This is a genomic window from Bradyrhizobium sp. (assembly GCF_017881085.1).
In the GTDB taxonomy this organism is placed as follows: domain Bacteria; phylum Pseudomonadota; class Alphaproteobacteria; order Rhizobiales; family Xanthobacteraceae; genus Bradyrhizobium.
Map to the genome: position 1 here is coordinate 1 of NZ_JADGRI010000015.1, position 25249 is coordinate 25249.

Consider the following 25249-nt stretch of genomic DNA (forward strand, 5'->3'; position numbering starts at 1 on the left):
AAATCCTCGACCTCGATGCGCCAGATCGCTTCCATGCCGAGTTCGGGATATTCCACCACCTCGACCTTCTTGATGCAGTGCTCGGCGAGGTTCGCCGCCGCCCCGCCGATCGAACCGAGATAGAAGCCGCCGTGCTTCTTGCAGGCCTCGCGCACCGCGACCGCGCGATTGCCTTTTGCGACCATCACCATCGATCCACCCGCGGCCTGGAACTGGTCGACGAAAGAGTCCATCCGGCCTGCGGTGGTCGGCCCGAACGCGCCGGAGGCGTAGCCTTCCGGCGTCTTGGCGGGCCCTGCGTAATACACCGGATGATTCTTGAAATAGTCCGGCAGGGGCTCGCCCTTCTCCAGCCGCTCGCGCAGCTTCGCGTGCGCGGAATCCCGCGCCACGATCATGGTCCCGGTCAGCGACAGCCGGGTTTTTATCGGGTGTTTTGATAGCGTTGCGAGAATATCCTTCATCGGCTGGTTAAGATCGATTTTTACGACTTCGCCGCCGAGCGCCTGTTCCACCGCCGGGAGATATTGCGCGGGGTTATGCTCGAGCTCCTCGAGATAGACGCCATCCTTGGTGATCTTGCCCAGCACCTGCCGGTCGGCCGAGCAGGACACGCCCAAGCCAATGGGCAGCGAGGCACCGTGGCGCGGCAGCCGGATCACCCGCACGTCGTGGCAAAAATACTTGCCGCCGAACTGCGCGCCGACACCGAGCGACTGCGTCATTTTCAAGATTTCCTGCTCCATCTCGAGATCGCGGAAGGCGTTGCCGTCGGCCGAGCCGTGGGTCGGCAGCGCGTCGAGATAGCGCGCCGAGGCCAGCTTGACGGTCTTCATGCAGAGCTCGGCCGAGGTGCCGCCGATCACGATGGCGAGGTGATAGGGCGGGCACGCCGCGGTGCCGAGCGTCAGCACCTTTTCCTTCAGAAACGCCAGCATGCGATCCCTGGTCAGCACCGAGGGCGTCGCCTGGAACAGGAAGCTCTTGTTCGCGCTTCCGCCGCCCTTGGCCATGAACATGAACTTGTAGGCGTCATCGCCCTCGGCATAGATCTCGCACTGCGCCGGCATGTTGTTGGCGGTGTTTTTCTCCTCATACATCGACAGCGGCGCCACCTGCGAATAGCGCAAATTGCGGCGCAGATAGGCGTCGCGCGCGCCTTCCGACAGCGCCGCCTCGTCGTCGCCGTCGGTTATGACGCGAAAACCCTTCTTGCCCATGATGATCGCGGTGCCGGTATCCTGGCACATCGGCAGGATCCCGCCGGCGGCGATGTTGGCGTTCTTCAGGAAATCGAAGGCGACGAACTTGTCGTTATCGCTCGCCTCGGGATCGTCGAGGATCGCGCGCAGCTGCTTCAGATGCCCCGGGCGCAGATAGTGATTGATCTCGCCGAACGCGGCCTCCGACAGCGCCCGCAGCGCCTCGCGCGACACCACCAGCATGTCCTTGCCCAGCACCTTCTCGACCCGCACGCCCTCGGCCGTGATCTTCTTGTACGGCGTGGTGTCGGCGCCGAGCGGAAACAGCGGCGTGTGCTTGTAGGGCGGAACGGGTTTTGGATCGGGAAAGGCGGTGGGAGCGTTCATTGGGGGGCTCGCGGGGGTAAGAGCCGAACGCGTTCAAGGGATAAGGCGCGCCGGCGGTTGAAGCGGTTCTAAGCATTTTTCAGATAAAAGGAAGGTCCCGGACGCCGTCCTGACGCATGGCTCATGCCGTCATGCCCACACTGATCGCGGACATCCACGGCGTTCTCGATACGACGAAGGCATGGATAGCGGGGTCGCGGGCGAGCGGAAGCGACGCCGTCCTTCGGACGGCCTTGCCCGGCCATGGCGAAGCGGAGGACTCGCAGTACCCCCTCTCTTGCGCTAACCGCTCGCTGACGCTTCAATGACGTAAAGGGGCTTTCACAATGACATTGAAACCGGAATTTCGCCGATCGGCCATACTGGCCGCCACGCTCGCGCTGCTCGCCGCGCTTGCCACCTCGCCCGCGCGCGCCGATCGCTGCGACGATCTCGCCAACCAGCTCAAGAACCAGGTCGACGGGCTCAAGGTCGGGATCACCGCCGCCAACATCATCTATCTGTCGCATCCGCAGGCCAAGGAACTCTCGCTGGGCTGTACCGGCCGCAACTACAAGAACGAGCTTTATGCCAAGCAGGAGGGCCGCAAGCCGCAGCCCGCCTTCCTCGACCTCGTCGGAGGTGCTGCGGCCCTCGTCTTTACCGTGCCCAAGGACGACACGTTGACCGGCACCAGCCGCTGCATGAAGCGGATGGGGTTGTTGCGCGGCGACACCATCAAGATGCGCTATCGCCGGCTGAACTATGAGTGCACGCGCACCAAGACCGACGCATCGATCGCGATCACGCGTGGCACGGATGAATGAGCGGGCGCGGCCCCGATCGCTACAATTTTAGAAAATACCGGTCTTTTTCCGGGGATATTTCAGCCCCCCGTTCACCATGTACCGGGATGGATTCCCCATGCCGCGGGATTTAGGCATCGGATTCATAAAGCATTCGCCTCCACGGCGTCACAGTCGGGGCGCGAAAGAGCCAAGGACAACAATCATGAGTATTTCAAGCGTTTCGAGTGTTCCGCCATCCGCCCCGGTGAAACCGCCGGCACCCATCGAGGCCAGCGAGCCGAAGGGACCGGATGTCAAGGTCGACGGCGACGGCGACGACGCCAGCGCATCCCAGCCGGTGCAGGCCCCGCTGCCGCCGGGACAAGGAATACGGGTCAACCAGATCGCCTGAGACAACCGCAACTCGTCTACGCGGGCAGAAGTGCGTCTTCGCGCGGAATTACCCGCGTATCCATCGAGTTTCGTAACAGAGCTTTTTCCGAAGAAGCTGGATTGCCGGGCCATGCCCGGCAATGACGATGGTGGAACGCTGCGCGGGCCAGGCCCCGCGCCAAACCTTCGCCGGAAAACGGCGCGATCATCGTGAGCCCGCCACAACGGGGACTCCGCATGATCGCGAAACTATGGCTGCAGAACCTGATCTGGATCGCCGTGCTCGGCGCGCTGTTGTTCGTGCCCGCGGGCACGCTGCATTGGCCGGCGGCGTGGCTGTTCCTTGGCACCATCGGAATTCTCGGCGTCGCCGGCGGCTTGTGGCTGGCAAGACACGATCCGGCGCTGCTCGCCGAGCGCATGCGTCCGATGATGCAGCACGACCAGCCCGCGGCCGACAAGACATTCGTGCTGGTGTTCGGTTTTGCGGCGCTGATCTGGTTCCTCGCGATCGGCTTCGACATGCGCCAGCACGGGGTGAGAATCCCCTGGGCGTGGCAAACGCTCGGATTCTTGATGCTGCTGCTCTCCTCCGGCTTCATCATGTGGGTGATGCGCGAGAACTCGTTCGCAGCCCCCGTCATCAAGCTGCAGACCGAACGCGGCCACCGCGTGATCTCGACCGGCCCCTACGCCTTTGTCCGGCATCCCATGTACAGCGCCACGGTATTGTTCTTCGTCGGCGCACCGCTGCTGCTGGGCTCCTGTTGGGGCGTCGCGACGTCGCCGTTGTTCGCCGTGCTGTTCGCCTTCCGCGTCGTTATCGAGGAACGCGCGCTGGTCGCGGGCCTGCCCGGCTATGCCGACTACGCGGCACGGGTGCGCTACCGGCTGGCGCCGGGACTTTGGTGAGGGCTATACTGCGCCCGGCTTGAAACAGCGGAACCGCAACCGATGCCCAACCACATCACCTATACCGGCGGCTGCCATTGCGGCCTGGTGCGCTTCGAATGCACCACCGATCTTGCCATGGTCACAGCGTGCAACTGCTCGATCTGCACCAAGAAGGGGCTGCATTTCGCTTTCCTGGCGCCGGACAAGTTTCAGCTGCGCGCCGGCGAGGATAATCTGAAGGAATATCTCTTCAACAAGCACGCGATCCGGCATCAGTTCTGCCAGGATTGCGGCGTCGAGGTGTTCGCGCACGGCAAGAAGCCCGACGGCACCGGAGTGGTGGCGCTCAACGTCAGTTGCATCGACGGCATCGAACTGACCAAGCTCGCAATGACGCCGATCGACGGAAGGAACAGGTGAGTTGCTCCCCCTCTCCCCGCTCTTCGCGGGGAGAGGGTTGGGGCGAGGGGCTGTCTCAGCGAGTTCGACTCGCGGAGAGTCCCCCTCACCCGGCGCTTCGCGCCGACCTCTCTCCGCAACCGGGGCGAGGCATTTGGACCGCGCCTACAGATCCAATTCCTTGTAATGCCGAAAGATGCCGTCCTCGTTGAAGGCGATGCGGCGGTCGCTTTCGAGATAGGCCTTGATGTTGGGCCTCGCAGCGACGCGGTCATGCAATCCGACCAGGCCGGGAGTATGGCGCTCGAACGCCTTCATGCGCTTCGGGAAGGCGTAGCGCAGCCCTTCCACGATCTGGAACAGCGAGAGATCGACGTAAGTCAGCCGGCGGCCGGTCAGATAGGAGCCGCCATTGCTGTTCAAGAGCCGCTCGAAATAGCCGAGATATTTAGGCACCCGTTCGTTCCAGAATTCCTCGCTGCGCTTCTTCGCGGGCGCGCGCTGGTCCTCGTAATACAGCGTCGGCCCGAGCGGATGATGGGTGTCGTGAATTTCCAGCACGAGATCGGCGATCGTGAGCTGCAGCTGATGCACCCATAACCGCCCTGCTTCCGGCTTCGGCGCCAGACCATGGCGCGAGCCGAGATAGAGCAGGATGTTGGCGGTCTGCCCGATCACGAGTTTTCCGGCTTTCAGAAACGGCGGCGCGAACGGTGGCGTGCCCTTCGCTCCCATCATCCGCGTCATCGCTGCCATGCCGCGCTCGCTGCGGGCGACGTCGGCATAATCGGCGCCGGCCTCCTCCAGCGCGAGGCGGACATATTCGCCGCGGCCCTGAATGCCCGGCCAGTAATAGAGTTCGTATCGCATGAAGGCCCCCGTCGGTTGGTTTCCCAGCTTAACAAACCATTTGACGGTTGGTTTGCAACGCGCCGACGGCGGAGTTCCATCGGAGGGCGGCTTTTTGGTTACAAAGTCTCAACGCTATTTCGCGAAGTACGAGTTCCATCAATGACCTGGGCGTCCCTTTTTACGTTCCGGCGCGTAGTTTGCGAAAGCCGGAGAAGCCCGCATGCCGCACGAGATCGCCCTCGCCTTTGTCTACCACCAGATGCTGGTCGCCATCGCTGGCGCGGTGTGCCTGTCCGGCACCTGGGTCGGCATGCGGCATTTCGCGCGCGCCCGCGCGACATCGGGATCGACGCGCTATGGCTGGCTGTTCATGGCTTCCGTCGGCACCGGGGCCGCGCTGTGGGCCTCGACCTTCATCTCCATACTCGCACTTGATCCGTCATTGCGCAGCGGATTTGAACCACTCCAGACCGGCCTTGTCCTGATCATCGCCGTCGTCAGCTGCCTGATCGGCTTCGAGATCGGCAGCCGCCACTTCACGCTGGCCCCGGAGCTCGGCGGGCTCGTCATGGGCGCCGGCATTCTCGCCATGCATTTCATCGGGCTCAAGGCCTGGCATATTGCCGGCGCCACGCAGTGGAACGCCTATGGCGTCGTCATGACCTTCGTGCTCGGCCTGGGCCTGAGCGCGCTCGCCGTCAACCGCGCCAACCGCCCGGTCACGCGCTGGTGCCGCCATGGCGCCGCGATCGTGCTGGCCTTCATGATCTGCGCCATGCACTACGCGCTAACGGCTTCCACCACCACCATCTCCGACCCATCCATCGCGCTGCCATCCTATTTGATTCCGGCCGACATGCTCGGCTATGCCGTGGTCGTTGCCGTCCTTCTGGTCATCGGCAGCGGATTTTCGACTTACGTCATCGATCTGCACTCCCGCACGGAATCGGCCGATCGCATCCATCAACTGTCGTTCAACGACACCATGACCGGATTGCCCAACCGAATCGCCTTCAACGAGCGGCTGGCGTTCGACGCCGCAGAGGCCCACGAGCGAGCCCACAAGCTCGCCGCGTTCGCGATCGACGTCGACGGCTTCAAGGATGTCAACGACGGGCTGGGCCACAGCGTCGGCGATCTCATGCTGATCGAGATGGCCGACCGGATGCGCCGGCTGCTCGCCCCGGGGGAGTTCATGGCCCGCCAGAGCGGTGACGAATTCCTGGCCCTGCAGACCTCCGGCAACCATCCGCTGGATGCCCAAGCCTTCGCCGCCCGGATCATGAAGGCGTTCGCGGACCCGTTTGTCGTTCAGGGCGTGGAGATCAACCTCACTGCCTCGATCGGCTTCTCGGTGTTTCCGACCGACACGCCGCACCGCGACCAACTCCTGAGCAACGCCAAACTCGCGATGCAGCGGGGCAAGAGCAGGCAGCGCGGCTCGATCTGCATGTATAACCGCGAGATGGACGATGCCGCACGCGCGCGCCGGGCACTCGTGCGCGACCTTCAAACCGCGGCCGACCGCAATGAGCTCGAACTGCATTATCAGCTGCAGATCTCGCTGAACAACGGCAATGTCTGCGGCGCCGAAGCGCTGATGCGCTGGCGGCATCCGAAGCGCGGCATGATTTCGCCCGCGGAATTCATTCCGCTCGCGGAAGAAACCGATGCCATCGTCGGGATGGGCGAGTGGGCGCTGCGCACCGCCTGCCGTGACGCCGCCGCGGGCAAGATCCCAGGGACCGTCGCGGTCAACCTGTCGCCAGTCCAGTTCTGCCGGGAAGACCTCGCCGAAACGATCCACGCGATCCTGCTCGACACCGGCCTGCCGCCGCGGCGTCTCGAGGTCGAGGTCACGGAATCCACCATCATGTCCGACCAGAACCACGGGCTGCATATCCTGCGCAAGCTGAAGGCGATGGGGATTTCGGTCGCAATGGACGATTTCGGCACCGGCTATTCGTCGCTCGCGACCCTGCACGCGTTCCCATTCGACAAGATCAAGCTCGACCAGTCGTTCGTGCGGCGCTTGCCGCACGACGCGGCCGCGGCGGCGATCGTTCGCACCGTGCTGGCGCTGGGCGAAAGTCTCGGCATGCCGGTGCTCGCCGAAGGCATCGAGACCGAGGCGCAATGGCAGTTCCTGGCGCGGGAAGGCTGCGCCAGGGGCCAGGGCCACCTGTTCGCCAGGCCCGTGGCGCTGGCGCAGTTGCCGGCGGCGGTCGAGGCCGCCGCGCAATTTGTCCGCGATGACACACCGTCGAGTGCGCAGGCCACCCCAGCCACCGCCGCCGCGTAGTTCGCCGCCGCCGGCGCGCGGCATGCCCTGTGAAGGCCGGCGCAAGAAGCAAACCGCAAATACTTCGCGGCTGATAAGCCCATGACATCAAGTCGTGCGGCCTATGTCCGCTTTCCGCCATTTCCTTTTCAGGGGCGGATTCCATGCAGGCCGGGGCCTTTTCGCCACCATGCTGCCACGATCGGTGGCTTTCTCTGTCGGTGGCGGCAGGGGATTTCGTACCGGAGCCCCTCGATGTGGAAAGCTGTTTGTACTGTAGCGTTGTTGGTGTTTGTTTCCGTTCCGGCCCAGGCACGTCCTGGCAATCATCATCGTCACCATCTTTTTCAGGCAATGGCGTTCTACGGCGACGCCCAAACGGACGAAAAGATCGTCAGTACCCGCCCTTCAGGATGCCCGCACGCGTTCTGCGGCTGCGAGGCGTCGCTGTACCGCTTTGGTCGAATCATTCCTCAGCTGAATCTCGCCGCCAATTGGCGCCGTTTCCCCCGCGCCAGTCCGGCGCCGGGCATGGCGGCGGTTCGATCGGGCCACGTCATGATCTTGCAGCAGCATGTCGGTGGCGACATCTGGTACGTGCACGACGGCAATTCCGGCGGCCACGTGACCCGAGAACACCCGCGCTCGATTGCCGGTTACACGATCGTCGATCCGGGCGCAGCGTCGTTCGCGCTGAACTCGTAAGCGAAGGCCGGGCCTCGCCGCCTCATTCGGACGATCGCCGTTTGCCGGCGCCTCAATAAGAACGCCAGGCTCCGTACAATCTCGATCAAGTCGAATCGAGATTGTACGGACATTGGGTGCGCGTCAGTTCGCCGCGAAGCAGTATAGCAGGCCGTCGCCGCCGGTGCTTCTGAGATCGGCCTGCGAACAGCCGCCGTCGGGTCCGCGGGAGGGGTGCGAGCTGTTCCAGGATTTCGACGCGTCATCGTCGCGCAGGCCGATGCGGTCCGAATGTCCCATCATCGCCGAGCCTTGCGTGCTGCTCGTCCAGTTCTTGCACGTGCGGTCGTCAGCGGCTGCGAACGCGGTCCCGTCCGGTTGCGAGCCCGTCAGGACGTCATGGCGGTTCGGCGTATCACCGCGGCCGTTCACGACCTCGCCCTTCTCGCTCAACGCGGTCTGTTTTGTCAGATTGTTGGCTCCGTGCAGTTCCGCGACATCCTTGGCGATAACGACGCCCCTGGAATTCTGCCACGGCCCCTTGCCGATCCGATCCCGCGCATTCACGGCAGGCTGACCGTCGGCGGCCTGCGTCGAAAGGTAAGCGCGCCAGGTCTTCGCGCCGGCCCCAGCGGCCTGGGCCAGCGTCTGGCAGTGATTGTCGGCGCCGGCGAGGCCGCCGAGATTGCCGCCATTGCCGATGCCCATCGAGGTCAAGAAGAAGCTGGTATCGGCCGCCTGAGCCTGGGCAGGTTGAACGGCAAGCGCCGCCAACGAGACCGCCGCAGCGAGGCCGAACAACATTCGCGGAATGATCTGCCGATAACGGACCATCGAGTCCTCCCTACTGTTGTTTTGACAGACCGGCTCATTGATAAGCCGGCTTGCCCACTCATCAACACGCCGGCGAAGAAATTATTCCGTTTGCGCAACGGCGACACGCAGCCTCGGCGGGAAACGAGAAAGGCGCCGCGGAGTGAACCGCGGCGCCTTTTTCATGATTGCGTTGTGGGCGATCAGGTCTGCTGGATGGCCGAGAGCTCCCAATTGGCCCCGCGCGGACGCAGGAAGGTCCACACTTCGGTGGCTTCCGAAGGCTGCTCGCTGCCTTCGACCAGCCGGCCGGTAGCACGATCGACGGTTTTGTCGACCATCGAGAACCGCATCGCCACGCTGGCGAAATCGGTGTCGCCCTCGCGCCAGGCCTCGGCGAGGTCGCCCTGCAGCAGTTTGGTGCCGGAAACCTTGTTGACGACGTTGCGCGCGCGGTTGGCCTCGAGGTCCTTGGTGAAATACGACACCATCTCCGGCGTCGCCAGCGTGTGCAGCTTCGCGACGTCCTCGTTCGACCATGCCGCCTGAATGTCGGTGAGCAACCGCTCGAACGCCTCATAGTCGGCAGGCAGAATCTCGAGCGGCGCGCCGCCCGATCCCAGTCCAAAACCCGTCGCGGTGCGGAAGGTCGATGCCGCGCCGGGCCCAGCGGCGGGGCCGGCATAGGCGGAGGCCGTTTCATGGCGGCGCTGCCACCACGACATCGCCAGCCGGACCACGATGAAGATCAGGCCGATCTGCAGCAGCAGCCCGAAGATCGACGACAATCCGCCGAGACCGCCGAACATGCCGCCACCGAACAACATGCCGAGCAGGCCGGCGCCTAGGAACCCGGCGGCGAGGCCGCCGAGCATGCCGCGGCCGGGCCGGTTGAAGAAGCCCCCGCCGGCAGAAGCCGGTGCGCCGAGCCCGGGGCTGCCCGGTTGGGTGAAGGTGCGGTTGAACGGTTGCGCGCTACCGGGCGCCGTCGATGTGCTGGGCGGCGGGGCGAAGGTCCGCGTTCCCCGCGATCCCGAGCTGAAGCCGCCGCCGACCCGCGCGTCGGCCGATGAGATGGCGGCCACGAACGGCACCGCCAGGGCTAAGGTGACGGCAATCGCCTGGACGATGCCGCGGGCGCGTTGCGTGAATTTCATGTTGGTTCCCTAAAATCCCCGGCAGGGGGAAGCGCCACTAACATGGGCAGTGCTGCCTAAAAGTGAAGCCACCACGGAGAAACCCGGCTGCGGCCCTCGGTCGCGGGGATGCGTCAATAAGGCTGATTTTGCGGCCTTTTCTCGGGCCCAGCCCGCCCTTCGCGCCGTCACGACGGCGCCATGGTTTCCTTCACCGCCGCCACCAGCTGGCTCAGCGTGAACGGCTTCGGCAGGAACGCGAATTGCTGGTTCTCCGGCAGGCTCTTTTCGAAGGCGTCCTCCGCATAGCCCGAAACGAAGATGATCTTGAGGTCCGGATTGCGCTCGCGCATCGACTTCAGCAGCGTCGGGCCGTCCATTTCCGGCATCACCACGTCGGAGACGACGAGATCGACCGCGCCGTTCTTTTCCTCCAGCACCTCCAGCGCCTCGATGCCGTTCGAGGCCTCGACCACGCTGTAGCCGCGCGAGCGCAGGCCGCGCGCGTTCAGCGAGCGCAAACCTTCCTCGTCCTCGACCAGCAGGATGGTGCCCTGCCCGGTGAGATCGGTGCGCGGTTTTGTCTCTGCCGGCGTTTCCCTGGGCGCGCCGCTCGCAGCGTGAGCTTCGGGCGCAACCTCCGGCTCGGCATGATGCCGCGGCAGGAAGATGTGGAACGAGGTGCCCTTGCCGGCTTCGGAATCGACATAGACGAAGCCGCCGGTCTGCTTGACGATGCCGTACACCGTCGAGAGCCCGAGCCCGGTGCCCTTGCCGACTTCCTTGGTCGAGAAGAACGGCTCGAAGATCTTGTCGACGATATCGGCGGGGATGCCGGTACCGGTATCCGATATGTCGATCCGCACATAGTCCGCCGGCGGCATGCCCTTGTAGGCGAGCTTTCCGGCCTCTTCCGAGGTGAGGTTGGCGGTCCGCACCGTCAGCTTGCCGCCGTCGGGCATCGCGTCGCGGGCGTTGACCGCGAGGTTGACGATCACCTGCTCGAATTGCGACAGATCCACCTTGATCGGCCACAGGTCGCGGCCATGCACCACTTCGAGCTTGACCTTCTCGCCGATCAACCGCTTCAGCAGGTTTTCGATATCCGACAGCGACTCGCCGAGATCGAGCACCTGCGGCCGCAGCGTCTGCTTGCGCGAGAACGCCAGCAGATGCCGCACCAGCGCCGCGGCGCGGTTGGCATTCTGCTTGATCTGCATGATGTCCTGGAACGACGGATCGGTCGGCTTGTGCGCGTTCAGCAGGAAGTCCGTCGCCATCATGATGGCGGAAAGCACGTTGTTGAAATCGTGCGCGATGCCGCCGGCGAGCTGGCCGACCGTTTCCATCTTCTGCGACTGGTTGATCTGGTTCTCCAGCGCGCGCCGCTCGGTGGTCTCGAGCAGATAGACGATCGCGGCCTCGGTGTCGCGCTCGTCTTCCTCGACCGAGGTGACGAAGAACTGCCCCCAGCGCTCCTTGCCGCCGTCGAGCATCACCTCGACGGGGGCAATATCGCCCTGCCCTTCCGCGGCCCGGTTGATGGCCGCGATCACCAGATGGCGGTCGCGCTCGCTCACCGCGCGGAAGATCGACTTGCCGGCCGCGCCGTCGGGATTGAGGCCTTGCGCCAGTTTGGCGTAGCGGGCGTTGGCGCGCACCACCGCGCCGCTGCGGTCGACGGTCGCGATCGCCATCGGGGTGTGGTCGAAGAAGCGCATGAAGCGCACTTCGGCGGCGCGCTGCGGATCGGCGCGCTCGTCGCGCGCGCGGCTGATCACCAGCGTCCGCGATGCCCCGGCCGCGCCGTCCGCCCCGAAGGCCAGCTTGTGATAGAGCCGCACCGGCATGGTCTTGCCGCCGCGCATCCGGAGATCGATGTCGAACACCTCGGTCTTGACCTCACCGGGCACCGGCGCGATCGAAGTCAGCAGCGCCGCGCCGTCGCCGGACACGATATCAGTCAGTTTCAGCCCGCCCGAGCCGATCTCGGCGAGGTCGTAATCGAGCCAGTTCGCCAGCGTGGCGTTGACATAGCCGATGTCACCTGAGGCACCGACCGAAAAGAAACCGCACGGCGCATGATCGAGATACTCGATCGCATGCTGCAGCTCCTGGAACACGTCCTCCTGCCGCTCGCGGTCGCGGGTGATGTCGGCGATCGACCACACCGCGTATTTCGTCTCGCGCTTGCCCCGGCCGAGCGGCCGGACCCGCATCCGCAGCCAGCGGCCGTGGGCGCCGTCGGTTCCGGCGATACGGACTTCTTCCTGCTGCCGCTTGCCTTCGCGCGCCGCCTTGAGCAGGCGAAACACCGCCTCCGACACGTCGGGATTGCCGATGAACACCCGCTCCACCGGGCGCACGTCGAGCGCGTTCACGGCGCCCGTGAGCGCCAGATAAGCGGCGTTGGAATAGACCACGTGACCGCGGGCATCGGTGACGGCGAGGCCGTCATAGGCCTGGTCGGCGATGCGGCCCTTGACGGGATCGTCGGCGGCGCGGTCGGCGAACCGGATGATGCCGGCGGCATAGGCGAACAGGTTGAACAGCCCGACCATGGCCAGCAGCGCCAAGAGCCCGAGAATGAAGGGCTGGGCCTGCGTCCGGCCGAGCGTCATCAGTGCGACGGCGGCGGCGACGATGCCGCCGGCTACCAGCAGCACCAGCACGATCGAGCCGCCGCGCCGCCCCGGCTCATGGACAGCCATCGGCTCGCGTGACGGATCGTTGTCGGGATCGGCGGTCATGGCGGGGAATGCAGCCTGTCGACATGGATATGGCGCGCTTTCACGCGCTTGGCTCCTGAGTGCCTGAATCGGACCCGCAAGCGCAAGTCCGCAGGCCGGCTATTTCGCTCAAAGCCGCGCATTTCCGGCCCCTTCCACAGCTCCCCGCCGCCATGTTCACGCCCGCCGGTTGAAAACCCCGCGCTTGAGCCCCATCACGTAGCCGATGATCTCGGCGACCGCGTGGTAATGTTCCACCGGGATTTCCTCGTCGATGTCCACGGTCGCGTACAGGGCCCGGGCCAGCGGCACGTTCTCGACGATCGGAATATCGTGTTTACCGGCGATTTCCCTGATCTTGAGCGCGATGGTATCGATGCCCTTGGCGACGCAAACCGGCGCCGACATGCCGCGTTCATAGCTCAGCGCCACCGCGTAGTGGGTTGGATTGGTGATGATCACGGAGGCCTTGGGAACCGCGGCCATCATGCGCTTCTTCATGCGCTGCTGCCGCAACTGCCTGAGCTTGCCCTTGATGTGGGGATCGCCCTCGGACTGCTTGAACTCCTCCTTCATTTCCTGCAGCGACATCTTCTGCCGCTCGAACCACTGCCGGTACTGGAACAGGTAGTCCGCAATCGCGACCACCGCGAGCATCGCCACCACGGCGCCCATCAGGTGCACGGTCATGCTGGTGGTGGCGCCGAGCAGCGCCGCCGGGTCGAGGTGGACGAACGCCTCCAGGCGCAGGCGCTCCGGCCACAGGATCGCCGTCATGACGGCGCCGAGCGCGATCACCTTGAACAGCCCCTTGGCGAAATTCGCCACCGCCTGCTTGCCGAAGATCCGCTTGGCGCCGGCCCCCGGCGATACCTTGCTGAATTTCGGCTTCAGCGATTCGGCCGACCACACCAGCCGGTGCTGAACCATGTTGCCGGCGATCGCCGCCAGCGCCAGCAGCAAAAACGGCACGCCGAGTGCTGCCATCAGCGAATAACCGAGCGACTGTGTCAGCAGCAGAAGGCTCGCACCGTCGGTATGGATCATCCAGGACTTGGCTAGCAGATTGCGCAGCGGCATCAGGATGCCGCCGCCGATCGATCCGGAAAATGTCGACAGCACCAGCGTGCCGCCGGCGATCACAAACCAGGTGTTGATTTCCTGGCTTTTGGCGACGTCGCCGCGGTCATGGGCGTCATCCAGACGTTTTTGCGTAGGGTCTTCTGTCTTGTCGGATGAGTCGCTCTCGTCGGCCATCGCCTAAACCTTCACTTGAGCGGTATCAGCTCGTGCATGACGCCGATGAAATAATCGAGGAAAGTTCCCATCAGCGCCGTGATGACCAGCGCGAAGATCAGGAAGCCGAACAGAATCGACAGCGGCACGCCGACGAAATAGACCTGCATCTGCGGCATCAGCCGCGCCAGCACGCCGAGCCCGATATTGAACACCAGGCCGAACACCAGGAACGGCGCCGAGAGCTGCAGGCCGATCTTGAAGGCGGCCGCGAAGGCTCGCGTGGCGAGTGCCGCGACATCGCCGCTCGGCGGCATCTCGCCGGGCGAAAAGATCGTGTAGCTGTCGTTGAGCGCTGCGATGACGAGATGGTGGCTGTCGGTCGCGAACAACAGCGTGATGCCGAGCAGCGTGAGAAAGTTTCCGATCAGCAGGCCCTGCTGGCCCTGGGTGGGATCGACCGCCGTGACGAAGCCGAGGCCCATCTGTTGGGCGATCACGCTTCCCGCGACCTGCAGCGCGCCGAGCGTCACCCGCGCGGTGGCCCCCAGCACCACGCCGATGATGATTTCATGCACCATCAGTACCAATAGCGGCACCATCGACTGCATGTCGACGTGATAGGCGGCGCGGTGCAGCGGCAGGATGATCAGCGTCAGCAGCACCGCGATTCCGAGCTTGATGCGGACCGGAATATTGGTTTCGCCGAGCCCCGGCAACAGCATCACCATGGCGCCGATGCGGGCGAACGCCAGCATGAAGGCGGCCGCGAGCGCCGGCAGCAGGGAGACATCGATGCGCATTTGTCACGCATAGTGCATCAACCGCCTATGATTCGCGACGATATCCGCATCATATGGCTGTGCAGCGCGTCCGCCATGAACGGTAAAGCGAGCAGCAGCGTCACGAAGATCGCTAGGATCTTGGGCACGAACACCAGCGTCTGTTCCTGGATCTGGGTCAGCGCCTGGAACAGCGACACCACCACGCCCACCACCAGGCCGACCACCATCAGCGGCGACGACACGATCACGATGGTCCAGATTGCGTCGCGCGCCACGTCGAGGGTTTCAGCACCGGTCATGACATATGTTCCACTTCACTCGGTTTAAGACGCGTTCCGGGATGGTCCGAAAGACCAGACCTCAGATGCGCAATTGCGCATCGGGGAATCCTTGGATTCCGGGTTCGCGTTTTGCGCGCCCCGGAATGATTGCTTCAAGAAATCAGATCGGCATCTTCATGATGTCTTCGTAGGACTGGATCACCCGGTCGCGCACCGAGACCAGGGTCGAGACCGCGACGTCGGTTTCCGCCACCGCCGTGACCACGTCCATCACATTGGCCTTGCCCTGCGCCATCGCCACGGTTTGCGTGTCGGATTTCTTACCGGCGTCGAGCACGCTGCCGATCGCGTCCTTGAGCAACGCGCCGAACGACGGGCCGCCGCCGCTCTCGGACCCCTTGCTGGCGCCGCCGGTGTCGAGAATCTTGGCGAGATTGGCGTAGGCGTTGGCAGCGACTGTGGGTGAAGCCATGGCTTGGGGTTTCCTGTTCAGGCCTTGAGGATGTCGAGCGTGCGCTGAATCATCCGGCGCGTGGCGCTGATGATGTTGAGGTTCGCTTCATAGGATCGCTGCGCATCGCGCATGTCGGTCATTTCGACCATCGAATTGATGTTGGGATATTTGACGTCGCCGCTGGCGTCCGCCGCCGGATTGCCGGGATCGTGCTTGACGCGAAACGCCGACGGATCCGGCCGTATCCTGCCGAGCGTCACGACCTGCGCGTCCAGGGTGCGGTCGAGCGCGGAGGAGAAAGTCGGAACCTTGCGCCGATAGGGATCGCCGCCGGGCGTCTGCGCCGTCGAATCCGCGTTGGCGATATTTTCCGAAATCACCCGCATCCGCCCGGCCTGGGCGCGCAGGCCCGACGTCGCGATGCCCATCGAGCGGGCAAAATCGTTGATGTTGTTGTCGGCCATGATCTGTTACCTTGGCTCCTGTCCGCCTTCTGGTTTGAGCATCATCGTTCCGGAAAGCCGGTTTCCACCTTGCGCCAACGCGGCCCTTCCGTTCCGGATCATGCTAGCCTTTGCCGATCGCGGTCTTCAGAAGATGCAGGCTCTTGCCGTAGAGCGAAGTGACCGCCGCGTAGTCCATCTGGTTGGCGGAGACCTTGAGCATTTCGTCTTCCAGATTGACGGCATTTCCGGCGGGCCGGGTCTGGAAACCCGCCCTCTTGTTCTGATCGAAGCTCGGTTCGTTGCCCGATTGGGCGATATGCGAGGTCGTGGTGCGCATCATTGGCAGCGAGCCCATCGACCCGGCGGGAGCGCCGGTCTTGTCGAATTTCGGCTCGACCAGATCGCGCGGCTTGAAATTCGGCGTGTCGGAGTTGGAGACGTTTTCGGACAGCACCCGCTGACGCTCCTGGTGCCACTGCATCTTGGTACGCAACGCCGACAAGACCGGAAGATCGTTGATGGACATCGCCTGCCGCTCCGTTTACCTGCCGGGCACGATGGCCTCGGGTAGGCAGAATTTGCCGCGTGTATGGTTAACAGCCGGTTAAATTTGCGGGAGCCGGTTCACAGCAACGCCTGGGCCCGCGGATTCTCGCGACAAGCGTCAATTGCGCGCATTTTCGCCACGAAAGCTGCGTTAACCAACCAAATCAATGCAGTCGGAAAGCCAAGAAGTCATTTTGGCCCAGCCGATTCATGGGTTATTAAGATGTGGGGAACGGCAGCTTCTGCCGTGGGACGTTAAGAATTTGGGCCTGGCTCGGGCTTTTTTCGCCGTCGGTTGTGTCGATTCCGATCCGCGTGCGACGAAAGAAAGAGACAAGAACACGCTATTTGCCGGGGACACACATGCAGGCACTGACATTCTTCTTCGCATTCGTGGCCGTCCTGGCTCTGATCGGGCTCGCCGCCTGGCTGGTTCGCCGATTCGCCGGCAACCGCCTCGGCACCAACACGAATCGGGGGCGGATGCCGCGGCTGGCCGTGATCGATGCCGCCGCCGTGGATGGCCGCCGCCGGCTGGTGCTGGTGAGGCGCGACAATGTCGAACATCTGCTGATGATCGGCGGCCCGACCGATATCGTCGTGGAACCCAATATCGTGCGCGCGATGCCCGGACGGGAGCAGTTGCCGCAACGGCCCGCCGGGGTTGCCGCCGCCGAACCGCCGGCGCCCCGGGTGGCGCCGCTGCCCGACACGGCCTGGACCGACAGCGAGGGGCCGGGCTTCGATCATGCCGAGCCGCAAATGCCCGAGCCGCCGCCGCGGCCGGTCCGTCCCTCCTTTGCCGAAGAAGTCCGCCGTCCGGCGCCGACGCTGGCCGAACGACGCGGCGAAGCCATGCGCAATGAACCGATGCGCATCGACCCGCTGGCCGGCTTTGCCCCGGAGCCGCTCGGCAGCCCGCTGGGCGGCCGTCCGGAGCCCCGCCCCGACCTGCGCCCCGAGCCGATGCCCTCGCGCGTGACCTCGCGCAGCGAACCCATGATGCCGCGACCGCCACGTCCGAGCGAAGCGCCGAAGCCAGCGCCTCCGGTCCGGGCTGCGGAACGGCCCGCCGCCCCGCCACCGCCGCCGACCCCTGCGATGTCGGCAGCTGACCAAAATCTGGCCGAGATGGCGCAACGGCTGGAGGCCGCCCTTCGCCGGCCCGGCGGCGAAGCCGCCGAACCGCGGGTCGGCGCGCCGCCGGTTGCGCCCGAGCCGCCCGCCCGAGCCAACCGCAGCGAGCCGCCGGCGGCACCGCCGGTTGCCCCGCCCTCGCCGAAGAGCGGCTTTGAAAATCTCGAAGACGAGATGGCGTCCTTGCTGGGCCGTCCGAAGACCCCTTCGTGAGATCGGCGAGCTTCCCGCGTAGAGTTCTATTTTTTGCCACTCTGATCACCGCCGGTTCGCTGGCGGCGCCGGCGTTCGCGCAGGACATCAGCATCAATCTCGGTGCCGGCAATGGCGGCGTGACCGAGCGCGCGATCCAGCTGATCGCGCTGCTCACGGTGCTGTCGATCGCGCCGTCGATCCTGATCATGATGACGTCGTTCACCCGGATCGTCGTCGTGCTGTCGCTGTTGCGCACCGCGTTGGGCACCGCGACCGCGCCGCCGAACTCCGTCATCATCGCGCTTGCAATGTTCCTGACCGCCTTCGTGATGGGGCCGGTGCTGCAGAAATCCTACGACGACGGCATCAAGCCGCTGGTCGCCAACCAGATCAGCGTCGAGGAAGCGCTGCAGCGCGCCTCGGTGCCGCTGCGCGGCTTCATGCAGAAGAACGTACGCGAGAAGGACCTGAAACTGTTCATGGACCTGTCGGGCGAGCCGCCGCCGGCGACGCCAGAGGACATGTCGCTGCGGATCCTGGTACCGGCCTTCATGATCTCCGAATTGAAGCGCGCCTTCGAGATCGGCTTCCTGTTGTTCCTGCCGTTCCTGATCATCGATCTCGTCGTCGCCTCGGTCCTGATGTCGATGGGCATGATGATGCTGCCGCCGGTCGTGGTGTCGCTGCCGTTCAAGCTGATCTTCTTCGTGCTGGTTGACGGCTGGTCGCTGGTGGCGGGCAGCCTGGTGCAGAGCTACGGCGGGTAGCCCCTACCTCCTTACGTGGAGCCATTGTGAGCCAGAAGAACCTTCGAATAGCCACGTGGAATATTGCATCGAACAAGAATTACGATGCGATTGCTGCAAGAATGGCCGAGTTGGACATCGATATATGTGCATTGCAGGAAGTCTCGCTCGATACCGCGGTTGACCTTCCAGCCATGTTTGGTCGCGGACCGGGAAATACGTCCGGTTATTGTTGGCACTTCACACCTGCCCTTGCGCCGGAGGAGTTGGGCAGTGGGAAGAACGAATATTATGGGCTCGCCATCGTATCCAGAATTCCCCCGTCTCGAACGGCCGCGTTCCAATTGGGTCCAGGGCATACCGGCTCAGTCGGCGATGCCGAAAACGAGCCACGCATCCTGCAAGTCGCTGCGCTGCCGTTGGATGGACCGGTATTGATCGGCAATACCCATCTCGCCGCTACTAAGGATTGGTCATTGTCCGCCGTGCGGCGATCGCAGGCCGGCAAGATTGCCGGGCTTCTGCGACCGCTTGCAACGCAGGGGCCGCTGATCCTGTGCGGTGATTTCAATGCAGAACCGTCGAGCAGCGATCTTGCGGAGATACGGCAGGCGCTGCCCTACTTCTATTCGAGCCTTGAAAGGACTTACTCCCAAGACCATGGCCGGCCGCCCATCGATTTCTTCTGCTCGTCCGTCCCACTGGAAGTGAATATTTCCGTTTTCTCTGCAGGCGATCTGTCGGATCACAATATCGTTGTCGCGACCTTCGATGGCATCGGGAGTCGTGCATAAAGCCGGATTTTCAGCCCACCCGCCCGTAATTGCCATTCCAGGCGATCCATCGCTCGTTCACGCGATACATTTTCGAATATAGGGCAGGTTTATCTCCCAGAGTTCGTCAAGCAGCTGGACGGCGGCGGTCGTGGAGTTGACGACGGGATCGATCAACAGCGCCTGCAAGGCCAATTCCTTGGAAGCATGCACGGCCGCCTCGACGGCCAGCTGCTGGACGCTCGCTTGCATGCACATCAACTTCGCGACCGGGCCCGGCAGCGGCCCGAGCGAAACCGGGTGAATGCCGGCATCAATCAGCACCGGCACTTCCACCGCTGACTCGGCCGGCAGGTTCGGAATCGCGTTCTCGTTATAGACCACGCCCGATTCGATGCGCTGTTTGCGGCCATGCAGCACGGCCGAAATGACCGTGACCGCGCGCTCGCCCGATGGCGCCAGCATCCACGCCGGAATTTCCACCCTTCCCGACAGCATGTCGTCGATCAGCCGGTCCAGCTTCGCCCGCTCGCCTTCGTCCCATCCGAAATTGTATCCGCCCTCGCCGGCTTCCCAGCCAAATGCCAGGTATTCGCCGACATGGCTATCGCCGCAGCCGAGCCAATAGCCGAAAGCGCGCAACAGCTTTCGTGTCAGGGGAGACACAAAGGGGTCGTGGGTTTCTTCCTTCTCGCGCAACAGCGGATACAGGTCGGCCCCTGTCTCCCGGTCGCGGATCTGCATCAGACACTGGAAATGGTTGAGACCCGCGCCCGACACCTCCACCCGTTCCGGAGGCAATCCAAGGATCGAGGCGACCTGGTCCCGCGCCATGAAGATACCGTGGCACAGACCGATGGTGCGGATCTTGCTGTATTGCCCCAGGGCCAGGACGATGCGGCTTTCCGGATTGGAAAAGTTGATGAACAGCGCCTGCGGACAACGCCGCTCCATCTCGCGCACAAAATCGAAAACCACCGGCAAGGTGCGCAGGGTAAAGAACAATCCGCCCGGGCCGCCGTTCTCTCCCAGAGTATGACGAATGCCGAATTTGCGCGGCACCTCGAAATCGAGCTTCCAGAGCCGGTTCCGATCGATGGCGGTCGAATGGATGACAAACTCCGCGCCGTCGAAGGCAGCGCGCCAGTCGGTCGTGCTCTCGATCTTCAGCCCCGCGCCGGATTTTTCGTTGAGCAGTCTTGCGAGACGTTCGGCACGGGCGAGCCTGTCGACGTTCCTGCCGACCAGGACCAAGGTGCTGCCGGCCAGATCGTGACTGGAGAAGAGGTCCCGGAACATGCTGAGACCGAACGATGCACTGCTTGCGCCGAGAAACACGATTTTGGCAACCGCCGTCATGTCGATCCTTTGGCGCCGCTTGGCGCGGCCGTTCTGGCTGCTCCGGACCGGACTGCCTAACGCTTGATTGCGATCGGATGCCCTCGGCGTTTGTTACGAAAATATAACTACTCGAACACCATGCACCGACCTTGATGCGGATCAAGGTGATCTCCCCGAAAGCGCAGTTTCATCCAACCATCCTTGGAGGAAAGATGATGACCGACTCGCAGCTCCGGCAAGACATCATTGCAGAGCTTGAATTTGATCCAAGCTTCGGCGGCGAACACATTGGCGTTGCTGTCGACAAGGGCGTCGTGACCCTCGGTGGGCATGTCGAAAGCTATGCCGAAAAGCTCGCCGCCATCGCCGCGGCCCGCCGTGTCAAGGGCGTGCACGCCATCGCCGAGAATATCGAAGTGCACTGTCCGTACGAAAAGAAGACGACGGATGATCAGATCGCCAAGCGTGCCCGCGATATTCTGAAGTGGGATGTCCTTGTCCCGCCCAACGCGGTCGACGTCCTGGTTCATGAGGGATGGGTCACGTTGAGCGGCAACGTGAACTGGTATTTCGAGAAAATTTCCGCGGAAGATGATATTCGCAAACTATCGGGCGTACGCGGCATCGCCAACATGATTGCCATCAAGCCCCCCATCGATTCCGCGGACGTGAAGAGCAAGATCGATTCCGCCCTGAAGCGGCATGGCGAGATTGATGCGAATGCGATCAGCGTCAGCGTTGAGAACGGCAACAGGGTCGTTCTTGCGGGCACCGTGGGCAACTGGAGCGAACGCCGCGCGATCGAGGACGCGGCGTGGTCGGCCCCCGGGGTCGCGTCCGTCGAAGACCGTCTGACGATGACGGGAGGTGTGCGCAGCTATCCCCTTCCCGTCGACCTTGAGCCGGATCTCGGTCGCATCCAGGCGTACTGGAATGGCCTGAAACGTGGCGACAACGACGTGCCGTTCTGGGACGACGTCAAAATATCGTTACGATCGCGGCTCGGGCGGGAATCGATGCTGATCGGCGTTTTTGAAGACCCGCTTCGGTTCCGGTTCGACGTCACGGGAGCGGACGTCGTCAATTGGTACGGCGGAGCGACCGGCACCAGTTTCCTGGACGAAATCGATCTTCACGCACCGTTCGACGAGCTGACCTTGCAATGCAAGGCGACGGTCGAGAGCGGCGCGCCCACTTACTATCGTCAATCGGCGTCCGGAACAGCGGATGCCGGGCGTCCGGACGGCTACGCGCGCCTCCTGCTGCCGCTGTGGGGCAATGGCCGGATCGAGATGCTGCTCGGTGCCATGGCTCCGCGCCCTGCGGCGAGAAAAAACCCGGGCCCAGCCGGTCCGGGTCAGTTTCCCGACTAACGATAATCGCGATCGAGCGCTGTCACGATCACCTCAGCGGCAAGGCGATGAACCTCCTCGGGGCGGCAAAGCTCCGTCCCGGGATTGAGTAGCGCGGCAGAGCCGCCGGCAACGCCGTAGCGTATCGCCCTATCGAGGCTGCTGTCATTCGCCAGACTCCATATCATTGCTCCCAGAAAACTGTCGCCGGCGCCGGAAACGCTGATGGGCTCGATGGGAAAGCCATTGGCACGCAATGCCGTGTCACGCGTGACCAAGAGCGCGCCCTCTGGCCCCATGGAGATGGCAATGATCTCGATGCGATAGCGCTCGAAGAGACGACGCCCCGCTTCGATGAGCGCGGCGTCATCGGTGGAGGCAATCCCCGCCAATTCCTGAAACTCGCGAAGGTTAGGCTTGATGAGATAAGCGCCTGCTTCCAGGGCCGGCTTCAGGAAGGGTCCGGACGTATCCACGATGACCTTGCTAAGGGCTTTCGACGCCTGGGCTACCCTGCCGAAGAAATCGAGCGGCACGCCGGCAGGCAGGCTGCCGCTGGCAATAACAAACACAGGCGGAGGCGCGATGCGCGCAAGCGATCCCAAACACTCCTGCCATTCAACATCGCTGAGCGGGGCACCCGGGAAGACAAGGCGAAATTGCTCGCGGGTCGTCTCGTCGAAGATCGTAAGATCCTCCCGGGTATCGTTCAAAGCCGGAATCACGATGCTTCGCACGCCCTCGCGCTCGACCAGATCAGCCAGCAACTGCCCGGTGGCGCCGCCGGCCGGATAGATGGCGGTTGCGTCGATGCCGAGCCGCTTGAGAACCCGGGCAACATTGATGCCGCCTCCCCCGGGATCACGATGGGCCGGGGCGCATCGCATTTTGCTGAACGGCATCATTTTTCTTACCGACGTCGAGACGTCGAGGGCGGGATTGATGGTGAGGGTGACGATCTCGGTCATCGGGATATCAGCCAATGGCTTCGACCTCCGCCAGAGCGCGCAAGCCGACGAACGCGGCATCCTCGTCCAGAATGAGATAGGCCGGAATCGGTTCGAGATATTTGCCGAGCCGCCCCTTGTCTTCAAAACGCGCACGAAATGGCGAGCGGGCAAAATATTCGGGCATGTGACGCAGAATGCCGCCGCCGATGAATATCCCGCCCCTCGCCCCGACCGTGAGCGCGAGATTGCCGGTGACCGTCCCGAGCATCGCGCAAAACATATCGACTGCGGCGCGGCTGGTCGGACACGTCCCTTCGATCCCGGCCCGGGTGATTTCGGCCGCGGCGCGCCGCGGCAGCGCCAAATTGTCCAGCGCAGCCAACGCCTCGTGAAGGTTTTCCAACCCATGGCCGGAAAGAACGTGTTCCGCCGAGACATGCCCGAACCGTTGCCGCAGATAGGCGATCACGGCGTCCTCCCGCGACGAACTGCCAGCCATCGTCGAATGGCCGCCTTCGCTCGACAGCACGAGGTGACCGGTGGCGTGGGGTACGCTGACCGCCATGCCAAGGCCTGTGCCGGGGCCGAGCGCCGCGAGCGGCGCCCCCGCGACCGGCTGCCCGCCGCCTATCTGCAAAATCTGATCATGCGAAAGGGCCGGCAGGGACCAGGCCACCGCTTCAAAATCATTGATCAGACGCACGGTGGAAAAGCCATGGGCCGCGCGCAATTCGCCCGCATCGATCACCCAGGAACTATTGGTGAGCGCGCAGCGGCCGTCCTGGATAACGCCGGCGGCGGCAAGGATCGCGCCGCGGATTTTGCCAGCCTCCGGCAGACTGCCGAGATACGCGCCGAGTGCCTCGCCAAAGCTGCCGTAGTCGTGCACGGCCATATGGGCGAGCCTGCCGACCTTTCCGCCGGCCAGGACTGCGAACCGCGCGTTGGTCCCGCCGATATCCGCGAGCAGCACATCCTGAATGCTTCGTGTGGAGGCTGCCTTCATCACCGTCGTGCCGTCCTGATCAGATCCGCGTACCAGCGGAACGATGCCTTTGGAATGCGCTGCAGCGACCGATAGTCGATATAGGTCAGGCCGAAACGGTTAGCATATCCCTGCTCCCATTCGAAATTGTCCAGCAGCGACCAAATGAAATAACCGCGAACATCCACGCCCATGGCAGAGTCATTCATCGCCCCAATGTAGCTCCGCAGGAACCGAACCCGCTCCGTGTCGATCACGGCTCCTGTCTCGTCGGGCGTGTCGAAGCCCCCTAATCCGTTTTCGAGCACGTAAATCGGAAGACCGTAGTCGCGATGGACGGTCTTGAGCGTTTCGCCGAAGGCCTCCGGATTGATCGGCCATCCGATCGGCGTCAAGGGAACGCCGGCGGGTATCTCGCCGAACCCGAACCCCAGCATGGAATTCGCCTGCGCCTTCACGTAGACCGGGCTGTAGTGATTGAGTCCGAACCAGTCGAGCGTACGGCAAACGCGCGAGAGGTCGCCTGGCTGGATATACGGATCGATGGCAGGCCGCATCAGCGCCGGATACTCGCCGCGGCATTGCGGTTCGGGGAACGCCTTGTTCCAGTAGATACCGAGGCGCGCAGCCGCCGCCGCGTCGGCGTCGGTCCCGCTCGAGGGCCAACAGGGCTGGTAATTGTGAATGCATCCGATCGACGCGCCGGGGACTTTTTCGCGGAGCACATCGACAGCCGCACCATGCGCGAGATTGACGTGATGGATCATCCGGTGGAGACCGTCTTCGCTGTTGCGATCCCGCATCCCTAAGGAACCGCTGAACAGGGTGAACATCGACGGCTCATTGAACGTCGCCAAACGCTTGACGCGATCGCCGTAACGCGTGGCAACCAGCGTCGCATAGTCGGCGAACCATGCCGCCGACTCCCGGTTCATCCATCCGCCAAGATCCTCCAGGGCCTGCGGCAGATCCCAATGATACAGGCACAGCCACGGTTCGATGCCGGCGGCCAGCAGTTCATCGATCAGCCGGTCATAAAACGACAGCCCCAATTCATTCGGGGATCCCCGCCCCTGCGGCAACACCCGCGGCCAGGCAACCGAGAAGCGATAGGCCTGAACGCCCAGCCGTTTCATCAGAGCGACATCCTCCCGGTAACGATGGTAGTGGTCGCACGCAACATCGCCGGTGTCGTGATTCTTTACTTTCCCGTTCCGGCAGTAGACATCCCAGATACTCTGTCCCCGGCCGTCCTCTTTCGCAGCACCTTCGATCTGGAAACTCGAGGTAGAAACTCCCCAGATGAAATCCGGACGCAGGCCGGCGACGGAAGGCAGTTCCGACGCCGGCTTCAAGGGACGCGCCTGGTCGCCTGCCGACTCTTCTTTCGAATTCACGGTTCACCCTTTCCGCTCCGGCAAGGTGCGCGGACAATATCAATAGGCCGGCCGATGGCGGGACCGTCTTGAGGCAAATCAAGCGTTC

General features: G+C 63.6%; 24 protein-coding genes and 1 pseudogene. 10 read left to right on the forward strand and 15 right to left on the reverse strand.

Annotation, left to right across the window (positions count from 1 at the left end; genetic code table 11):
* Nucleotides 1-1589: fumarate hydratase (locus QZ213_RS02865; protein WP_291684537.1), on the reverse strand; the 1589-nt coding region annotated here is incomplete at its 3' end.
* Between the two features lie 326 nt (nucleotides 1590-1915).
* Between QZ213_RS02865 and QZ213_RS02870 the strand changes: the two genes are divergently transcribed.
* The 4 genes from QZ213_RS02870 to QZ213_RS02885 all read left to right on the forward strand — a co-directional run bounded on the left by QZ213_RS02870 (nucleotide 1916) and on the right by QZ213_RS02885 (nucleotide 4063).
* Nucleotides 1916-2395 carry a hypothetical protein gene (locus tag QZ213_RS02870; RefSeq protein ID WP_291684538.1) on the forward strand — a complete coding sequence of 160 codons (480 nt, stop codon included), beginning with the start codon at nucleotides 1916-1918 and terminating at the stop codon, nucleotides 2393-2395.
* A gap of 184 nt (nucleotides 2396-2579) precedes the next feature.
* Nucleotides 2580-2768 (forward strand): hypothetical protein, encoded by a 189-nt coding sequence (locus tag QZ213_RS02875; RefSeq protein WP_291684539.1) that lies wholly within the window; start codon nucleotides 2580-2582, stop codon nucleotides 2766-2768.
* A 218-nt stretch (nucleotides 2769-2986) separates the two neighbouring features.
* The gene (locus tag QZ213_RS02880) at nucleotides 2987-3661 is read left to right on the forward strand and encodes an isoprenylcysteine carboxylmethyltransferase family protein (protein ID WP_291684540.1); all 675 of its coding nucleotides are present in this window, start codon (nucleotides 2987-2989) and stop codon (nucleotides 3659-3661) included.
* A gap of 42 nt (nucleotides 3662-3703) precedes the next feature.
* Nucleotides 3704-4063: a GFA family protein gene (locus QZ213_RS02885; RefSeq protein WP_291684541.1), complete on the forward strand. Its 360-nt coding sequence runs from the start codon at nucleotides 3704-3706 to the stop codon at nucleotides 4061-4063.
* 144 nt (nucleotides 4064-4207) lie between these two features.
* Here the strand turns inward: QZ213_RS02885 and QZ213_RS02890 are convergent, their stop codons facing one another.
* Nucleotides 4208-4912 (reverse strand): glutathione S-transferase, encoded by a 705-nt coding sequence (locus QZ213_RS02890; RefSeq protein WP_291684542.1) that lies wholly within the window; start codon nucleotides 4910-4912, stop codon nucleotides 4208-4210.
* Nucleotides 4913-5114: 202 nt separating this feature from the next.
* Between QZ213_RS02890 and QZ213_RS02895 the strand changes: the two genes are divergently transcribed.
* Both QZ213_RS02895 and QZ213_RS02900 read left to right on the forward strand, forming a co-directional pair.
* Nucleotides 5115-7196, forward strand: coding sequence for an EAL domain-containing protein (locus QZ213_RS02895; protein WP_291684543.1), 2082 nt, complete (start codon nucleotides 5115-5117; stop codon nucleotides 7194-7196).
* Between the two features lie 234 nt (nucleotides 7197-7430).
* Nucleotides 7431-7880 carry a hypothetical protein gene (locus QZ213_RS02900; protein ID WP_291684544.1) on the forward strand — a complete coding sequence of 150 codons (450 nt, stop codon included), beginning with the start codon at nucleotides 7431-7433 and terminating at the stop codon, nucleotides 7878-7880.
* A gap of 123 nt (nucleotides 7881-8003) precedes the next feature.
* On the opposite strand, the gene QZ213_RS02905 is transcribed toward QZ213_RS02900, so the two are convergent.
* From QZ213_RS02905 to flgB, 9 genes are all read right to left on the reverse strand, one after another.
* Nucleotides 8004-8663: a lectin gene (locus QZ213_RS02905; RefSeq protein ID WP_291684565.1), complete on the reverse strand. Its 660-nt coding sequence runs from the start codon at nucleotides 8661-8663 to the stop codon at nucleotides 8004-8006.
* A gap of 212 nt (nucleotides 8664-8875) precedes the next feature.
* A complete protein-coding gene (locus QZ213_RS02910) occupies nucleotides 8876-9829 on the reverse strand; it encodes a TIM44-like domain-containing protein (protein WP_291684545.1) in 954 nt (317 codons plus the stop codon).
* A 167-nt stretch (nucleotides 9830-9996) separates the two neighbouring features.
* On the reverse strand, nucleotides 9997-12558 hold the full coding sequence (cckA, locus tag QZ213_RS02915) for a cell cycle histidine kinase CckA (RefSeq protein ID WP_291684546.1): 2562 nt from the start codon (nucleotides 12556-12558) through the stop codon (nucleotides 9997-9999).
* Between the two features lie 156 nt (nucleotides 12559-12714).
* Entirely contained in the window at nucleotides 12715-13794 is a 1080-nt protein-coding gene (gene flhB, locus QZ213_RS02920) for a flagellar biosynthesis protein FlhB (protein WP_291684547.1), read from the reverse strand.
* A gap of 11 nt (nucleotides 13795-13805) precedes the next feature.
* Complete coding sequence (gene fliR / locus QZ213_RS02925; RefSeq protein ID WP_291684548.1) at nucleotides 13806-14576, reverse strand: flagellar biosynthetic protein FliR; 771 nt, start codon at nucleotides 14574-14576, stop codon at nucleotides 13806-13808.
* Between the two features lie 17 nt (nucleotides 14577-14593).
* On the reverse strand, nucleotides 14594-14857 hold the full coding sequence (gene fliQ, locus QZ213_RS02930; RefSeq protein ID WP_291684549.1) for a flagellar biosynthesis protein FliQ: 264 nt from the start codon (nucleotides 14855-14857) through the stop codon (nucleotides 14594-14596).
* Nucleotides 14858-14999: 142 nt separating this feature from the next.
* Complete coding sequence (fliE, locus tag QZ213_RS02935) at nucleotides 15000-15311, reverse strand: flagellar hook-basal body complex protein FliE (RefSeq protein WP_291684550.1); 312 nt, start codon at nucleotides 15309-15311, stop codon at nucleotides 15000-15002.
* A gap of 17 nt (nucleotides 15312-15328) precedes the next feature.
* On the reverse strand, nucleotides 15329-15757 hold the full coding sequence (gene flgC / locus QZ213_RS02940) for a flagellar basal body rod protein FlgC (protein ID WP_291684551.1): 429 nt from the start codon (nucleotides 15755-15757) through the stop codon (nucleotides 15329-15331).
* 103 nt (nucleotides 15758-15860) lie between these two features.
* The gene (flgB, locus tag QZ213_RS02945) at nucleotides 15861-16265 is read right to left on the reverse strand and encodes a flagellar basal body rod protein FlgB (RefSeq protein WP_291684552.1); all 405 of its coding nucleotides are present in this window, start codon (nucleotides 16263-16265) and stop codon (nucleotides 15861-15863) included.
* A gap of 383 nt (nucleotides 16266-16648) precedes the next feature.
* Between flgB and QZ213_RS02950 the strand changes: the two genes are divergently transcribed.
* The 3 genes from QZ213_RS02950 to QZ213_RS02960 are packed head-to-tail and all read left to right on the forward strand — an operon-like array spanning nucleotide 16649 to nucleotide 19157.
* A complete protein-coding gene (locus QZ213_RS02950) occupies nucleotides 16649-17635 on the forward strand; it encodes a flagellar biosynthetic protein FliO (protein WP_291684553.1) in 987 nt (328 codons plus the stop codon).
* The gene (gene fliP / locus QZ213_RS02955) at nucleotides 17632-18384 is read left to right on the forward strand and encodes a flagellar type III secretion system pore protein FliP (protein ID WP_291684554.1); all 753 of its coding nucleotides are present in this window, start codon (nucleotides 17632-17634) and stop codon (nucleotides 18382-18384) included. Before QZ213_RS02950 ends, fliP begins: the two co-directional genes overlap by 4 nt.
* Before the next feature lie 26 nt (nucleotides 18385-18410).
* The gene (locus QZ213_RS02960) at nucleotides 18411-19157 is read left to right on the forward strand and encodes an endonuclease/exonuclease/phosphatase family protein (RefSeq protein WP_291684555.1); all 747 of its coding nucleotides are present in this window, start codon (nucleotides 18411-18413) and stop codon (nucleotides 19155-19157) included.
* Nucleotides 19158-19214: 57 nt separating this feature from the next.
* On the opposite strand, the gene QZ213_RS02965 is transcribed toward QZ213_RS02960, so the two are convergent.
* Nucleotides 19215-20495, reverse strand: coding sequence for an alpha-glucosidase/alpha-galactosidase (locus QZ213_RS02965; protein WP_291684556.1), 1281 nt, complete (start codon nucleotides 20493-20495; stop codon nucleotides 19215-19217).
* A gap of 197 nt (nucleotides 20496-20692) precedes the next feature.
* Between QZ213_RS02965 and QZ213_RS02970 the strand changes: the two are divergent.
* Nucleotides 20693-21337: pseudogene (locus QZ213_RS02970) on the forward strand (BON domain-containing protein); the annotation flags it as partial.
* Between the two features lie 509 nt (nucleotides 21338-21846).
* Here QZ213_RS02970 and QZ213_RS02975 read toward each other — a convergent pair.
* Genes QZ213_RS02975 through QZ213_RS02985 form a run of 3 tightly spaced genes read right to left on the reverse strand, consistent with a single transcriptional unit; the run spans nucleotide 21847 to nucleotide 25161 of the window.
* Complete coding sequence (locus QZ213_RS02975; RefSeq protein WP_291684557.1) at nucleotides 21847-22797, reverse strand: 1-phosphofructokinase family hexose kinase; 951 nt, start codon at nucleotides 22795-22797, stop codon at nucleotides 21847-21849.
* A gap of 7 nt (nucleotides 22798-22804) precedes the next feature.
* Nucleotides 22805-23785 carry a glucokinase gene (gene glk, locus QZ213_RS02980; RefSeq protein ID WP_291684558.1) on the reverse strand — a complete coding sequence of 327 codons (981 nt, stop codon included), beginning with the start codon at nucleotides 23783-23785 and terminating at the stop codon, nucleotides 22805-22807.
* On the reverse strand, nucleotides 23785-25161 hold the full coding sequence (locus QZ213_RS02985) for a GH1 family beta-glucosidase (RefSeq protein ID WP_291684559.1): 1377 nt from the start codon (nucleotides 25159-25161) through the stop codon (nucleotides 23785-23787). The genes glk and QZ213_RS02985 overlap by 1 nt, the downstream gene beginning before the upstream one ends.
* Nucleotides 25162-25249: the final 88 nt, after the last annotated feature.

Excerpts from the sequence above, each read along its gene's own strand:
- fliQ (WP_291684549.1), bottom strand. The coding sequence starts at position 14,857 with ATGACCGGTGCTGAAACCCTCGACGTGGCGCGCGACGCAATCTGGACC.
- QZ213_RS02880 (WP_291684540.1), top strand. The coding sequence starts at position 2,987 with ATGATCGCGAAACTATGGCTGCAGAACCTGATCTGGATCGCCGTGCTC.
- glk (WP_291684558.1), bottom strand. The coding sequence starts at position 23,785 with ATGAAGGCAGCCTCCACACGAAGCATTCAGGATGTGCTGCTCGCGGAT.
- QZ213_RS02895 (WP_291684543.1), top strand. The coding sequence starts at position 5,115 with ATGCCGCACGAGATCGCCCTCGCCTTTGTCTACCACCAGATGCTGGTC.
- QZ213_RS02885 (WP_291684541.1), top strand. The coding sequence starts at position 3,704 with ATGCCCAACCACATCACCTATACCGGCGGCTGCCATTGCGGCCTGGTG.
- QZ213_RS02950 (WP_291684553.1), top strand. The coding sequence starts at position 16,649 with ATGCAGGCACTGACATTCTTCTTCGCATTCGTGGCCGTCCTGGCTCTG.
- cckA (WP_291684546.1), bottom strand. The coding sequence starts at position 12,558 with ATGACCGCCGATCCCGACAACGATCCGTCACGCGAGCCGATGGCTGTC.
- QZ213_RS02905 (WP_291684565.1), bottom strand. The coding sequence starts at position 8,663 with ATGTTGTTCGGCCTCGCTGCGGCGGTCTCGTTGGCGGCGCTTGCCGTT.
- fliR (WP_291684548.1), bottom strand. The coding sequence starts at position 14,576 with ATGCGCATCGATGTCTCCCTGCTGCCGGCGCTCGCGGCCGCCTTCATG.
- flgB (WP_291684552.1), bottom strand. The coding sequence starts at position 16,265 with ATGTCCATCAACGATCTTCCGGTCTTGTCGGCGTTGCGTACCAAGATG.
- QZ213_RS02900 (WP_291684544.1), top strand. The coding sequence starts at position 7,431 with ATGTGGAAAGCTGTTTGTACTGTAGCGTTGTTGGTGTTTGTTTCCGTT.
- QZ213_RS02975 (WP_291684557.1), bottom strand. The coding sequence starts at position 22,797 with ATGACCGAGATCGTCACCCTCACCATCAATCCCGCCCTCGACGTCTCG.
- QZ213_RS02870 (WP_291684538.1), top strand. The coding sequence starts at position 1,916 with ATGACATTGAAACCGGAATTTCGCCGATCGGCCATACTGGCCGCCACG.
- QZ213_RS02875 (WP_291684539.1), top strand. The coding sequence starts at position 2,580 with ATGAGTATTTCAAGCGTTTCGAGTGTTCCGCCATCCGCCCCGGTGAAA.
- QZ213_RS02965 (WP_291684556.1), bottom strand. The coding sequence starts at position 20,495 with ATGACGGCGGTTGCCAAAATCGTGTTTCTCGGCGCAAGCAGTGCATCG.
- QZ213_RS02910 (WP_291684545.1), bottom strand. The coding sequence starts at position 9,829 with ATGAAATTCACGCAACGCGCCCGCGGCATCGTCCAGGCGATTGCCGTC.
- flhB (WP_291684547.1), bottom strand. The coding sequence starts at position 13,794 with ATGGCCGACGAGAGCGACTCATCCGACAAGACAGAAGACCCTACGCAA.
- QZ213_RS02890 (WP_291684542.1), bottom strand. The coding sequence starts at position 4,912 with ATGCGATACGAACTCTATTACTGGCCGGGCATTCAGGGCCGCGGCGAA.
- fliE (WP_291684550.1), bottom strand. The coding sequence starts at position 15,311 with ATGGCTTCACCCACAGTCGCTGCCAACGCCTACGCCAATCTCGCCAAG.
- flgC (WP_291684551.1), bottom strand. The coding sequence starts at position 15,757 with ATGGCCGACAACAACATCAACGATTTTGCCCGCTCGATGGGCATCGCG.